At 56.5% G+C, this 12,214-nt stretch carries 14 protein-coding genes and 1 pseudogene; 9 read left to right on the top strand and 6 right to left on the bottom strand.

Going from position 1 to position 12,214, the window contains the following annotated elements:
- Positions 1-7 precede the first annotated feature (7 nt).
- A complete protein-coding gene (gene regB, locus AC2FH2_RS14640; RefSeq protein ID WP_142637465.1) occupies positions 8-1,402 on the bottom strand; it encodes a sensor histidine kinase RegB in 1,395 nt (464 codons plus the stop codon).
- 92 nt (positions 1,403-1,494) lie between these two features.
- Between regB and AC2FH2_RS14635 the strand changes: the two genes are divergently transcribed.
- The 3 genes from AC2FH2_RS14635 to AC2FH2_RS14625 all read left to right on the top strand — a co-directional run bounded on the left by AC2FH2_RS14635 (position 1,495) and on the right by AC2FH2_RS14625 (position 4,190).
- A complete protein-coding gene (locus AC2FH2_RS14635) occupies positions 1,495-2,115 on the top strand; it encodes an SCO family protein (protein ID WP_281973374.1) in 621 nt (206 codons plus the stop codon).
- 86 nt (positions 2,116-2,201) lie between these two features.
- A complete protein-coding gene (locus AC2FH2_RS14630) occupies positions 2,202-2,756 on the top strand; it encodes an ActR/PrrA/RegA family redox response regulator transcription factor (protein ID WP_142637470.1) in 555 nt (184 codons plus the stop codon).
- 357 nt (positions 2,757-3,113) lie between these two features.
- On the top strand, positions 3,114-4,190 hold the full coding sequence (locus AC2FH2_RS14625; RefSeq protein ID WP_496824119.1) for a CapA family protein: 1,077 nt from the start codon (positions 3,114-3,116) through the stop codon (positions 4,188-4,190).
- Between the two features lie 6 nt (positions 4,191-4,196).
- Here the strand turns inward: AC2FH2_RS14625 and AC2FH2_RS14620 are convergent, their stop codons facing one another.
- On the bottom strand, positions 4,197-4,796 hold the full coding sequence (locus AC2FH2_RS14620; RefSeq protein WP_281995807.1) for an HD domain-containing protein: 600 nt from the start codon (positions 4,794-4,796) through the stop codon (positions 4,197-4,199).
- A 204-nt stretch (positions 4,797-5,000) separates the two neighbouring features.
- Here AC2FH2_RS14620 and AC2FH2_RS14615 point away from each other — a divergent pair, with 204 nt between their 5' ends.
- The 4 genes from AC2FH2_RS14615 (at position 5,001) to AC2FH2_RS14600 (ending at position 8,184) form a co-directional block, all read left to right on the top strand.
- On the top strand, positions 5,001-5,318 hold the full coding sequence (locus AC2FH2_RS14615; protein WP_281995806.1) for a hypothetical protein: 318 nt from the start codon (positions 5,001-5,003) through the stop codon (positions 5,316-5,318).
- A gap of 101 nt (positions 5,319-5,419) precedes the next feature.
- On the top strand, positions 5,420-6,808 hold the full coding sequence (gene ahcY, locus AC2FH2_RS14610; protein ID WP_496824205.1) for an adenosylhomocysteinase: 1,389 nt from the start codon (positions 5,420-5,422) through the stop codon (positions 6,806-6,808).
- Positions 6,809-6,821: 13 nt separating this feature from the next.
- A complete protein-coding gene (locus tag AC2FH2_RS14605; protein WP_496824116.1) occupies positions 6,822-7,571 on the top strand; it encodes an extensin-like domain-containing protein in 750 nt (249 codons plus the stop codon).
- 271 nt (positions 7,572-7,842) lie between these two features.
- Positions 7,843-8,184 carry a DUF2853 family protein gene (locus AC2FH2_RS14600; protein ID WP_496824114.1) on the top strand — a complete coding sequence of 114 codons (342 nt, stop codon included), beginning with the start codon at positions 7,843-7,845 and terminating at the stop codon, positions 8,182-8,184.
- Positions 8,185-8,388: 204 nt separating this feature from the next.
- Here AC2FH2_RS14600 and AC2FH2_RS14595 read toward each other — a convergent pair whose 3' ends face one another.
- Genes AC2FH2_RS14595 through tsaD form a run of 4 tightly spaced genes read right to left on the bottom strand, consistent with a single transcriptional unit; the run spans position 8,389 to position 11,138 of the window.
- Complete coding sequence (locus tag AC2FH2_RS14595) at positions 8,389-8,811, bottom strand: EVE domain-containing protein (RefSeq protein ID WP_496824112.1); 423 nt, start codon at positions 8,809-8,811, stop codon at positions 8,389-8,391.
- Positions 8,811-9,080, bottom strand: a complete 270-nt coding sequence (locus AC2FH2_RS14590; protein WP_142637484.1) for a YciI family protein — start codon at positions 9,078-9,080, stop codon at positions 8,811-8,813. Before AC2FH2_RS14590 ends, AC2FH2_RS14595 begins: the two co-directional genes overlap by 1 nt.
- 1 nt (position 9,081) lies before the next feature.
- On the bottom strand, positions 9,082-10,044 hold the full coding sequence (locus AC2FH2_RS14585) for an NAD(P)H-dependent glycerol-3-phosphate dehydrogenase (protein WP_496824110.1): 963 nt from the start codon (positions 10,042-10,044) through the stop codon (positions 9,082-9,084).
- Positions 10,041-11,138, bottom strand: a complete 1,098-nt coding sequence (gene tsaD / locus AC2FH2_RS14580) for a tRNA (adenosine(37)-N6)-threonylcarbamoyltransferase complex transferase subunit TsaD (RefSeq protein WP_496824108.1) — start codon at positions 11,136-11,138, stop codon at positions 10,041-10,043. Before tsaD ends, AC2FH2_RS14585 begins: the two co-directional genes overlap by 4 nt.
- A gap of 97 nt (positions 11,139-11,235) precedes the next feature.
- Between tsaD and AC2FH2_RS14575 the strand changes: the two genes are divergently transcribed.
- Together AC2FH2_RS14575 and AC2FH2_RS14570 are read left to right on the top strand one after the other, a co-directional pair.
- Complete coding sequence (locus tag AC2FH2_RS14575) at positions 11,236-11,949, top strand: uroporphyrinogen-III synthase (protein WP_496694383.1); 714 nt, start codon at positions 11,236-11,238, stop codon at positions 11,947-11,949.
- Between the two features lie 54 nt (positions 11,950-12,003).
- A pseudogene (locus AC2FH2_RS14570) lies at positions 12,004-12,214 on the top strand (hypothetical protein); the annotation flags it as partial.

The raw sequence follows: 12,214 nt of genomic DNA, 5'->3' as shown, positions 1-12,214 counted from the left end.
TCTTAACTCAGACTTGGATATGCTGATTTACACCTGAAGGAACGGGGGTGTCGCCGGTCTGTGCATCCACAAGTTTTCGCGGCCAAGATACCCGGACGATGGCCCCTATACGTTCGGGATTGTCCGACAAGGTCTGATATGGATCAGAGCCATTGGCGAAATCCAAATGCGCACCGCTGCGTTCCAGCAGGGTTTTTGCGATGAACAGGCCCAGGCCCATACCTTCATATTCCGGCCGGGCCCGCTTTTCCGATTCTGCCCGCCGTCGGCGCATGAACGGATCCCCGATCCGGCCAATCATTTGCGAAGGATACCCGCGGCCGTCATCCATGATGTTGATCGTAATCCTTTCGGCTGTCCATTCCGCTTCGACCCAGACGTTGCTGCGCGCGAAATCCACAGCATTCTGGATGAGGTTGCGCATTCCGTGGATGATCTCAGGTTTTCGCAGGATCGAAGGCTGTTGAACATCGCCATCCCCGACCGGACCTTCGGCAAAGTGTACCTGCTTGCCGCGGTTGATATGTGGCTCGGCGGCCTCATGGATGACAGTGGACAGGGGGGCCTGTCTCAGGTGGAGGTCGTCTTTGCCAGCCCGCCCCATGTCGCGCAGAATGTCGCGGCAACGATTGGCCTGTTCGCGGATCAAGGCGGCGTCTTCTTTCAGGTCAGGGCGGTCGTCCAGCTCTTCGATCAGTTCGGCACTGGTCAGTTTGATTGTTGCCAGAGGTGTTCCAAGTTCGTGCGCGGCGGCGGCGACAACTCCACCAAGATCGGTCAGTTTCTGTTCACGTGCGAGGGCCATATGCGTGGCCGACAGCGCTTGAGACATCGACTGCACCTCAGAGCTTACGCGGTGGGAATAGGCCCCCAGGAAAACGATCGCGATAACGATGGCAGCCCAGTTTCCGAACAGAAGGATATCGGGGATCTCAAGATCCACACCGCCATCCGTGTGCAGGGGAAGGTGAAATTCGGCTAGCAGCGTGGTCAGAATGATGGCCACCGTACCGATGATCAGCGTTGACCGGGTGCTCATGACATTGGCAGAGATCGTCACAGGACCCACCAACAGCAAGGCGAACGGATTATTGAGGCCTCCGGTAAGGTACAGCAGGATGGTCAGCTGCAACAAATCGAACAACACCATCAGAAAGTTCTCGAACTCGGACAGGCGTTTGTTGCGTGGAAAGACAAGAATCGCCGTCAAGTTGCCCATGACCGAAATGCCGATGGCCAGATAGCACAGCGTCACATCCAACTGCACATCATAGGTCTGTTGCGCCACGGTGATTGCGGTGATCTGGCCAAAAATGGCCACCCAGCGCAGCAGGATCAGCGTCCGCAGGCGAATCCAGCTGCGTTCCTGACCAGGCCAAAAAGTGATGTTGGAATCTGCCATTGGTCCATTATGTCCTGTTGCATCGGCTGTTCATCTTGATAGGTGTCCCGGCCGGAACGATCAACAACTCCTCCATCGTCAGGTAAGATGCCATGGTCCGTCTATACGCTATCCTTGCAACAGTTGTTTTGGCCGTAGGTCTGGGGGCCATGTGGCTGCTGACGCGCGGCGCAGGCTCGGACGACAAATTCGCGCAGTGCCGGTCCAGCCAGATCGCAGGGGGTACGGCCACCATTGGCGGGCCCTTCGAACTGATCAACGGCAAGGGCGAGACTGTGACCGACAAACAGGTGATAACCGAACCTACGCTGGTCTACTTCGGCTATACCTTCTGTCCGGATGTTTGCCCCTTTGACATGTCCCGCAATGCCGAAGCGGTGGATATTCTGGCCGAACGCGGGCAATCGGTGACGCCGCTGTTTATCTCGATCGACCCGGATCGCGACACACCCGAAGTTATGGCCGATTACGCCTTTAACCTTGGTGGTAAGACCATCGCCCTGACCGGCACGCCCGATCAGGTCAAGGCCGCCAGCAAGGCCTATAAGACCTATTATAAGGCCCATGACAAAAGTGATGAGTACTATCTGGTTGATCACTCGACCTTTACTTATCTGGTCACACCCCAGGACGGGTTTATCGAATTTTTCGATCGCAATGACACAGCCGAGCAGATGGCTGACAAGGTGGGCTGCTTTCTGGACAAGATCTAGAACGCAACGGTCTGTTTGACCTTTGCAATGGCGCTGCTATTACTCATGTTTAAGCCAACGGCGTGAATTAGCGGAAAGAATAGAATATGGCGGACAGCTCTGACCTCGACATCGGCCCGGATAAATCGCTGTTATTGGTGGATGATGACGAACCGTTTCTGAGACGTCTGGCCAAGGCCATGGAAAAACGCGGGTTCGAGGTTGAAACCGCGGGCTCTGTCGCCGCTGGCCGCGCAATTTCCACAGCCCGCCCGCCTGCATATGCGGTTGTTGACCTGCGGTTGGAGGATGGCAACGGCCTGGATGTGGTCGAAGTGCTGCGCGAAAAGCGCCCCGACAGCCGGGTTGTGGTTCTGACCGGGTACGGCGCGATTGCCACCGCTGTGGCCGCAGTCAAGATTGGTGCCACCGACTATTTGTCGAAGCCCGCCGACGCCACCGACATCACCAACGCATTGCTGGCCAAGGGCGACGAACTGCCCCCGCCGCCGGAAAACCCGATGAGCGCGGATCGCGTGCGCTGGGAGCATATCCAGCGGGTCTATGAGCTGTGTGATCGCAACGTCAGTGAAACCGCGCGACGCCTGAACATGCACCGCCGGACATTGCAACGGATCTTGGCGAAGCGCAGCCCGCGATGAGATCGTGAGTTTAGCTTGCGCATAACAGACCAGAACTCATGAAGCCGGAAAACCGAATTGAGTCTCGACAGGCGGCTATCAAACATATGCTTTGTCGCGGCTGATGGCCCGCAACCCCTGAAGACTTTAATTTAGTGTCTGTTAACCAATTTGTGTTTTCGTTAAGTTCAATATTTATATTTTCCGAACAAATAGTTGAGATGTATCGAAGTGTCGCCGCTCCCTAATACGCCATACGAAAGCCTCCGTATTTCCAACCCTGCCCTTAAGGTCATTGTCTCTGTTGTCACCTGGGCAGCAGAGAGATTTGGGTTTTGGGCGCGACCACGAAAGGGCGCTGCGGGTGAGCTTTCCGAAATGAACATTTTGGACAACCTGTACTGGGTCTATAAAAGTAAGAACCCCATTCAGCAGCCTGAAGCGGAGCTGGATCAGTCCTGCTTTATGACTAAAACGGCCGTACGACTTTCAACCGCTGACATCAGTGACACATCAAATTCGGTCACTCTGAGCTTTGCCGGGGACATTCTAAGAACCCACAGGGCCAGTGTCGCAAAAGATCAGGTATATGCTGAGATCGAAGATCTTTTGTTTCAGGATGATATTTTGGTCGCCAACTACGAGTCACCTGTAACGACACAGCCTTTGATTGACGAAGTGATCGGGGACGCTGGCCCGCCGATCGAATGTGCGTCGGAAGAACAGTTCGATGCTTTGACCAGCCATAACGAGAGGTTCATTGATGTTTTGAACCTTGCAAACAACCATATTCTCGACATGGGTGTTGAGGGGCTTGAGACGACTCTAAACGTCTTAAGTGACAGAAATATCATGCAAATCGGTGTGAATGAGAGTTTGACAGAAGCCACAGCCGTCAAAACGATCGAACGAAAAGGGATAAAGTTCGGATTTGCGTCCTGCGCTTTTGGTACCAACGGCCACGCGCTTCCTGAAGGTCAAAAGCAGAGCATCAATATCGCCAAGCTGACTTCAAAGCATCAAGCGCCGGACACAACCCTTCTAAAGACACAGATTTCGAATGCAAAAGCGGCTGGCTGTGATCTGGTTATTGCGATTATTCATTGGGGTCATGAGTTCGAGCTGTTCCCGCGCCGAGCGCAGCAAGAGGCCGCACAGGACTTGGCCGAATTCGGAGCTGATCTTATCGTCTGCCACCACCCCCATGTCCCTCAGCCCATTCAGCTGTATCGCACGCAGACCGGAGATCGGACGGTGCCAATCGCCTATTCCCTAGGAAGTCTGCTGTGGGGTTTCGCCGATAGAGACATTGCCAGCAGCACGATTATGCAGATTGAAGTACAAAAGACTGAGGGCAAGGCCGAAATAACAAATCTGAAGGCGACGCCAGTGCGTTGGCATGCCCATGAGATTGACGGTAACGTCTTTCAGAAGGTGGCGCGATCAGAAGGCTAATAGTGGTCAGGGCCCAATCTCGGCCATCAATGCCGAATGTCTATGCGTATAGGCACATCTTACTTCAACGGGTGGCCGCAATTTGATCTGCAGCCCTTCCATAATAACCCTGTCCGGGCGGCCGAAGAATTTTGTCGCCTCGGTCTCGGAAAAGCCCGCGATCTGGGTGGCTTCCATCCAGGCGCTGATCTTGTCGGCCTTTTTGATTTGCCGTTTAACCGTTTTAGGCACCGCAGCGGGCAGGCCAAACCGGATGTGGATCGCCGCAGCCAGCCGGTCATCCAGTGCGCCATAGTCGGGACCGACAGCGGATTTGACCGGAGAGATCATATCTCCGATCACGTATTCCGGCGCATCGTGTAGCAGGGCCGCCAGCCGCCATTTGACCGGTGCCTTGGGGGCAATACGACCAAAAAGCTCTTCGACCAACAGCGAATGCTCGGCCACCGAATAGGCGAAATCGCCATGTGTCTGCCCGTTCCAGCGGGCCACAAAGGCCAGCCCATGCGCGATATCCTCAATCTCGATATCCACCGGTGTTGGGTCCAGCAGGTCCAGCCTGCGCCCGGACAGCATTCTTTGCCATGCGCGGGGTTGTGTTGCCATTCTGCCATGCCTTGTGAAGTGGGACACATTAAATTCGCATTTTTGTGGTAAGCTGTACCTGTCAAGATCACCAGCTGCCAACTTTTTCTTGAGCAATCGTGCTTTGAACAAGCACGCGGTGATACCGACATTTGTACCGAGGGGGGCGCATGCTCCTCCCGGTGTGCCCCTCTCGGACGTAACTCGTATCGAAAGGAGCTTGCTATGTTCAAGCGTTTGTTAGGAATTGCTCTGGCCTTTGGTATGGCCGCCACTGCACCGCCTGCCTTTGCCCAGCAAAGCTGTGCGTTGCGTGATCAACTGATTTCAACGCTACAGGACAATTATTCCGAGGAACTGGCCTTTGGCGGATTGCAAAAATCCCGTGGCTCGCAATCGGTGATGGAGGTCTGGACCTCAGAGGAAACGGGTAGCTATACCGTTTTGGTGACACGTCCGAACGGCATCAGTTGCATTGTCGCCGTTGGGACCGACTTTTTCCAAGCGATCCCCAAAATCAAGGTAGAGGGTATACCAAGTTGATTTTGGCGGCTTAAAACCCCGTTTCCGGCCATCTGCGTTGCCACGTCCCGAAAGGGATGCTAGGGCAACCCGGATTGAATTATACCGGAATGGAGCACCTGATGGCCGGGGACTATATCGTCAAAGACATTTCGCTGGCCGGGTTTGGCCGCAAAGAACTGGATATTGCAGAGACCGAGATGCCGGGCCTGATGGCCCTGCGCGCGGAATACGGTAACGCAAAGCCCCTAAAGGGCGCGCGTATTGTCGGGTCGCTGCACATGACCATCCAGACAGCCGTTCTGATCGAAACACTTGTGGCGCTGGGCGCGGATGTGCGTTGGGCGTCGTGCAACATCTTCTCAACCCAGGACCACGCAGCGGCGGCGATTGCCGAAGCCGGAATTCCGGTGTTCGCCATCAAGGGCCAGACGCTGGAAGAGCATTGGGATTATCTGGACAAATCCTTCCTGTTCACCGACGGCCCCAACATGATCCTGGACGATGGCGGCGATGCGACGCTGTATATCCTGCTGGGCGCCCGCGCCGAAGCGGGCGAAGACATTATCCCCGTACCGGGCTCGGAAGAGGAAGAGGTGATCAAAAAGCAGATCGCCAAGCGGATGGCCGCGTCCCCGGGTTGGTTCACCAAGATGCGCGACCAGATCCAGGGCGTGTCCGAAGAAACCACGACCGGTGTGAACCGCCTGTATCAGCTGGTGAAAGACGGCCAACTGCCGTTCCCAGCGATCAACGTCAACGACAGTGTCACCAAGTCGAAGTTCGACAACAAATATGGCTGTAAGGAATCGCTGGTCGACGGTATCCGCCGCGCCACCGACACTATGATGGCTGGTAAAGTTGCCGTGGTCTGTGGCTATGGTGACGTGGGCAAAGGCTCGGCCGCGTCGCTGCGCGGTGCCGGTGCCCGTGTGAAAGTGACCGAAGTTGATCCGATCTGCGCCCTGCAGGCCGCGATGGACGGGTTCGAGGTTACGCTGCTGGAAGACGAAGTTGACAGCGCGGATATCTTCATCACCACGACCGGCAACAAGGACGTGATCCGCATCGAGCATATGCGCGCGATGAAGGACATGGCCATCGTCGGCAACATTGGTCACTTTGACAACGAGATTCAGGTGGCTAGCCTGAAGAACCACAAATGGACCAACATCAAGGAACAGGTGGACATGATCGAGATGCCTTCGGGCAATCGTCTGATCCTGCTGTCCGAAGGCCGCCTGTTGAATCTGGGCAACGCCACCGGTCATCCGTCTTTTGTGATGTCGGCTTCGTTCACCAATCAGGTGTTGGCCCAGATTGAGCTGTTCACCAAAGGCGATCAGTACGAAAACAAGGTCTACATCCTGCCTAAACATCTGGACGAGAAGGTTGCACGCCTGCATCTGGACCGTATCGGCGTGAAGCTGACGCAGATGGACAGCGAACAGGCATCGTATATCGGTGTGAATCCGGAAGGCCCCTATAAGCCTGAACATTACCGCTATTGATTGCGGGTCAGGCATGACCAAACCTTCTGGACGCCGTCGGATATTGCATCTGGCGGCGTCTTTCGTTTTCTCAGCACTCGCCTTGGTGGTTTTGATGGGTGGGGGTGGCTACTGGCTTTTGTCCCACCCGCAATCACCGGTTCCGGACCACTGGAACCCTTTGCGAGATCTGACCATTACGGCTCGGGTCACGCCGGTCACACCTGTGCAAATGCGACGAGCTTTGGCCGATGAAACGCAGTGCAGGGCCGCATTGGCCGGGGCGGGGGTAAGCTTTTCCCTGGTCGAGGATCTGATTGTCGACGAGAAATGCGGAATAGCCGGGCGCGGGGTTCTCTCGGGCTTAACCACGGCCAGCGTCAATGGCGTCGAGACCCGTTGTGCCACGGCTCTGCGATTGGCCATGTGGGAACACCATGTGGTCCAACCCGCCGCGCGCGAGATGTTGGACAGCAGGGTGCGCAGCTTGCGCCACCTGGGCAGCTATAACTGCCGGCGAATGCGCACCGCGCAGGGAAAGGACAGCGGTTGGAGCAGTCATGCCACCGCTGATGCCATCGATATTGTCGGGGTCGAGTTGGCAGATGGGCGAAGCCTGAGCCTGCTGTCGGACTGGACGACACCCGGACCCGAAGCAGATTTTCTACACCGGATTGGCCGGGGTGCATGCGAATGGTTTCGGGTGGTACTTGGGCCAAACTACAACCGGCTGCATGCGAACCACTTCCATCTTCAGGGACCGGGTTGGGGATATTGCAGATAACCACCGGTCGGTTAGCAGGTGCCATGTCGGCACGCTGCACTAGTTTCAACATTTTCCCGCTGCGCCCTGAATCCAAACCACCTGACCCTTACAGAAGGCCAGAATCAGGCATTGTTGTACGCGGAGTCTATCTGTGCTGCCATAATTTCGCTTACGGGGAATGACCTGAAATTTTCCCTTTGTGTAAACAGAACAACTGACTAACCTTCCGACACCTGTTCATAGGCGCATTGAAAATCGCAGCCAAAGCTGCTCAACGGGAGAAATATTCATGGGAAAACGCGACGAACTGATCGCCAAATACGCAGATGATCTGAAAAACAAATGCGGGATGGACCCCGACATGGACCTCTTGACCAAGGTCACGATCGGATGTGGTCCGGCGATTTATGACGCCGACGCGTCGACCGTGGCAGCAAGTCAGTCAGGTGAAATTGAGACCGTCAAGAATAACTTCCTGATCAAGAAGCTGGGGCTTTCCGACGGTCCCGAGCTGATAGAGGCGATCAACAAAGCGCTGGAAACCTATGGCATGTCCGAGCGCAACAAGTATCGTGCTGTCGTTTACTATATGCTGACCAAGCATTTCGGCAAAGAGTCGGTCTATAGCTAAATCCGGGTTTCGACCAATCAGCGCCCGCCCGATCTGTGGCGGGCGTTTCCAATTTTAGGTACTTGTTGTTTGTGCCAAACCGGCCAAATGGGTTAGTGTCAGTTTGTGACCAGGACGGTCAGAACCGAAATTCTATACGCGTGTGGTGAATCGGGAGCACGCGGGGTAGGGAAGGTTCTGCATCTGTCAGGACCTTCCCTTTGATCAATCCGCTTTCGTCTGCCCCAGATCGCAAATCACTTGCCATTCGGCATCGCTGACCGGTTGCACGGACAGGCGGGAGTTTTTGACTAAAACCATCTCGCCCAGACGTTCGTCCATTTTGATCTGATCCAGCGTGACCGGGATGGTGAACGGGCGCACGGCTTTGATATCCACACATTCCCAACGCTCATCCTCGGTGGTGCTGTCTGGATGGGCTTCGGCGCAAACCTCAACAATGCCGACAATCGCCTTGTCTTTTTGCGAATGATAGAAAAAACCACGGTCGCCCACGGCCATCTGCCGCATGAAATTGCGTGCCTGATAGTTGCGCACCCCATCCCATTCTTCGCCCTCTGCGCCCTTGGCGACTTGCTGGTCCCAACTCCAGGTCGAGGGTTCGGATTTGAACAGCCAATACGCCATCAGCCGACCACCTTTTTCCAGACGATCAGATCAACTGACTGGAACAGTCCTGCATTGGCATAGGGATCATTGTCGGCCCAGTTTTGCGCCGCCGTCATATCCTCAACCTCGAGGATGATCAGTGATCCGATCATCGCATCGCCTTCCAGAAGGGGTCCGGCCTGGGCAACAACACCGGTTTCTTCGATATAGGCCAGATGGGCGGAACGGTTATCCAGCCGGGTTTGCAGCGCGTCGGGTTTATCCTTGGCGATAAGGGCGATCAGCATGTTATTCCTCCTTCAGGGGTCGGTTCAGCAGCCAGCGCATGGCTTCACCTACGCTGCATTTTCCGGTGCTTATTTCTGAAACGATTGTGCTTATGGGCATGTCCAGGTCTTCGGCCTTGGCAATTTTGGCCAAAGCCTTGGCCGTGGCAACACCTTCGACGGTTGTGTTTGTGTCAAAAGCATCCTGGCGCCCAAGCGACAGGCCAAATCGATAGTTCCGGGACAGCTCGGAACAGCAGGTCAGTACCAGATCACCCATACCCGACAGGCCCATCAATGTTTCAGGGCGGGCCCCGCGCATCAGCGCAAAGCGCTGCATCTCGGCAAAGCCCCGCGTCATAAGGGCGGCACGGGCGCTTTCGCCCATGCCTTCGCCAATGCAGGCCCCGCACCCGATGGCCATGACGTTTTTCAAGGCCCCACCAAGTTCGGCGCCGATAGTATCCGCGGTGCGATAGAGGCGCAGATTTGTGGTGCTCAATTCATGCTGCAGGTCACGGCCAATCGCATCATCCGCACAAGCGAGGGTCAATGCGGTGGGAAGGCCGCGCGCGATGTCGTTCGCAAAGCTTGGCCCGGTCAACAGCGCAGCGCGCGCCTCTGGGACGGTTTCACGGATAACGGAAACCGGCCCAAGGCCCGAGGTCAGCTCTATCCCTTTGCAGCAGGCGACCAGCGTTTTATCTCTGAGGGTAGCGGAATGCGCACACAACGCGCTCCGCAATTTCTGCATCGGCACGGACAGGAGGATGATTTCGCTTTCTGCCGCCAGATCAGCGTCCGAAGTAACCGTAATCGCCTGGGGCAAAGGTGCATTCGGCAGGCGCGCGCTGTTTACGCGATGGTTCTGCATCATCTGGGCCTGTTCCGGATCCCGAGCCCATAGCGTGACGGGGCCTTTCCCGGCCAGCGAAATCGCCAGAGCTGTTCCAAACGCTCCGGACCCCAGAACCGACACGCTCACGCTTTGGCTCCTTTTTTGCCGCTGCCCAACATGGCCGGGCTGGTTTGATCCAGAGGCCAACGCGGACGCGCGGTCAGGGTCAGATCATCGCGGGCACCAGTGCGGAAACGTTCAATTCCGGCATAGGCGATCATGGCGGCATTGTCGGTGCACAGGGCTAACGGAGGGGCGGTAAATCGGGCACCTTTTTCGACGCAGATAGACTCTAACACGGTACGAATGGCCGTATTTGCCGCAACGCCGCCCGCAACAGACACAACCGCCTCCGCAGGGCCTTCCAATAGGTAAAGGTCGATTGCGCGGCGTGTTTTCTCGGCCAAAGTGTCCACGATGGCCTGTTGGAACCCGGCGCAAAGATCGGCGCGGTCCTGTCGCGTCAGGCCACCTTTTTCGGCCACGATCTGGTCGCGCATTCGCATCAGCGCGGTCTTGAGCCCGGAAAAGGACAAATCGCAGCCCGGACGGTCCAGCAGTGGCCGCGGAAACCGGAACCGTTTGGGATCGCCCGTATTGGCTTCGACCTCGACCGAGGGGCCACCGGGTTGCGGTAGGCCCAGCAGGCGGGCTGTCTTGTCAAAGGCCTCTCCCGGGGCATCGTCGATGGTGCCGCCGAGACGGGTGAACTGCTCGGGCCCATGGGCAATCAGATATTGGCAGTGCCCGCCCGAGACCAGCAGCATCAGATAGGGAAACGCGATCCCGTCCGTCAGGCGTGGCGTCAGCGCATGACCGGCCAGATGGTTGACTCCGATCAATGGCAGGCCCGTAGCGGCACTGATCCCTTTGGCGCACATGACGCCTGACATAACCCCCCCAATCAGGCCGGGACCGGCGGTTACGGCAATAGCGTCCATGTCGGCAAGGCCCAAACCTGCGGCCTCTAACGCCTGCATCACACAGGTATCCAGCTTTTCCGCATGGGCGCGGGCGGCAATCTCAGGCACCACGCCACCAAATGCGCTGTGCAATTCGGTCTGGCCATAGACAACCGAGGACAGCACCTCGGCGGCTGTATCATCGGATTGGCGCACGACTGCGGCGGCCGTGTCATCACAGCTGCTTTCCAACCCGAGGACAGTAAGTGTTTGCACCATTGGCCTGATCCGTTACACCTTGGTTGCCAAGCGGGGTATCACCCTGCGCGGATGCAAACAATCCCAAGGCCGAAGGCGCCAACTGTTGTATTTGTTGATGACCCGCCCGCGCGCTGCGTCTGAAAGGTTCGTCGCGCAGTTGCCAACCCGCATCAGAAGCCGGGTAGAGGTTATCCATTCGCCGATTCTGGAAATCAAACCTTTGGCGGTGCAAGTGCATGCGGATGAAGCAAAGGGGCTGATCTTTACTTCGGCCAACGCCGTTAATGCGGCGACGTCTTTAGATGTATCTCGAAAGATGCCGGCCTTTTGTGTCGGTCCTGTTACCACCGGAACGGCCAAAGGCGCGGGCTGGGATGCCCGGATGGTGGGTGCTACCGCCGAAGAGCTGATTGCAAACCTGCTAAAGCACCGGCCCCAAAGCCCGCTGCTTCATCTTCGGGGGGAACACAGCCGGGGTAACATTGCTGAACGGTTGACCGAATCCGGTCTGGCTGTGCGTGAACAGCCTGTCTATAAACAGCACCTGTTACCGCTCACAGATCGGGCAGGCGCCGTTGCTGAGGGCAATGAACCGGTGATTGTCCCCATATTTTCACCCAGAACAGCGCGACAATTTGCCGACATCTGGGTGGGTTCGGCACCACTTTGGCTGGCTGCAATCAGCGAGGCCACGGCTGAACCCCTTTATTCCTTGGATTATGTCCGCCTGAAGATTGCCAAAGAGCCGACACCGAAGAAAATGCGGAAAGCCGTTAAAAAGCTTGTGAAACATGCGATGCGGGTTGAGGGCGGCGAGGCCACAGATTAACTTAGTCTGGTTAGTTGTTCAGGTTGTTTTGGATTCGAAAAGGGGAACATTGCGGTGGCTGGTAAGAAGAAAACCGATCAAAAGCCGGAAGATGACCCCAAGGCTGACGCAGTCGAGGACATTGTCCAGACCCCGGATGAGGCACCTGTTGACGATGCTGACCCCGTAGACGAAACGCCTTTCGAAGCCGAAGCCGAAGCCGAAGCCGAAGCCGAAGCCGAAGCCGAAGCCGAAGCCGAAGCCGAAGCCGAAGCCGAAGCCGAAG

The organism is Ruegeria sp. YTSA105 (assembly GCF_059610225.1).
This window is presented reverse-complemented; position numbering and strand designations above follow the sequence as displayed.

Excerpts from the sequence above, each read along its gene's own strand:
- AC2FH2_RS14605 (WP_496824116.1), top strand. The coding sequence starts at position 6,822 with ATGACCAAACCTTCTGGACGCCGTCGGATATTGCATCTGGCGGCGTCT.
- AC2FH2_RS14630 (WP_142637470.1), top strand. The coding sequence starts at position 2,202 with ATGGCGGACAGCTCTGACCTCGACATCGGCCCGGATAAATCGCTGTTA.
- AC2FH2_RS14620 (WP_281995807.1), bottom strand. The coding sequence starts at position 4,796 with ATGGCAACACAACCCCGCGCATGGCAAAGAATGCTGTCCGGGCGCAGG.
- AC2FH2_RS14575 (WP_496694383.1), top strand. The coding sequence starts at position 11,236 with ATGACCCGCCCGCGCGCTGCGTCTGAAAGGTTCGTCGCGCAGTTGCCA.
- AC2FH2_RS14615 (WP_281995806.1), top strand. The coding sequence starts at position 5,001 with ATGTTCAAGCGTTTGTTAGGAATTGCTCTGGCCTTTGGTATGGCCGCC.
- AC2FH2_RS14635 (WP_281973374.1), top strand. The coding sequence starts at position 1,495 with ATGGTCCGTCTATACGCTATCCTTGCAACAGTTGTTTTGGCCGTAGGT.
- AC2FH2_RS14590 (WP_142637484.1), bottom strand. The coding sequence starts at position 9,080 with ATGCTGATCGCCCTTATCGCCAAGGATAAACCCGACGCGCTGCAAACC.
- regB (WP_142637465.1), bottom strand. The coding sequence starts at position 1,402 with ATGGCAGATTCCAACATCACTTTTTGGCCTGGTCAGGAACGCAGCTGG.
- ahcY (WP_496824205.1), top strand. The coding sequence starts at position 5,420 with ATGGCCGGGGACTATATCGTCAAAGACATTTCGCTGGCCGGGTTTGGC.
- AC2FH2_RS14625 (WP_496824119.1), top strand. The coding sequence starts at position 3,114 with ATGAACATTTTGGACAACCTGTACTGGGTCTATAAAAGTAAGAACCCC.
- AC2FH2_RS14595 (WP_496824112.1), bottom strand. The coding sequence starts at position 8,811 with ATGGCGTATTGGCTGTTCAAATCCGAACCCTCGACCTGGAGTTGGGAC.
- tsaD (WP_496824108.1), bottom strand. The coding sequence starts at position 11,138 with ATGGTGCAAACACTTACTGTCCTCGGGTTGGAAAGCAGCTGTGATGAC.
- AC2FH2_RS14600 (WP_496824114.1), top strand. The coding sequence starts at position 7,843 with ATGGGAAAACGCGACGAACTGATCGCCAAATACGCAGATGATCTGAAA.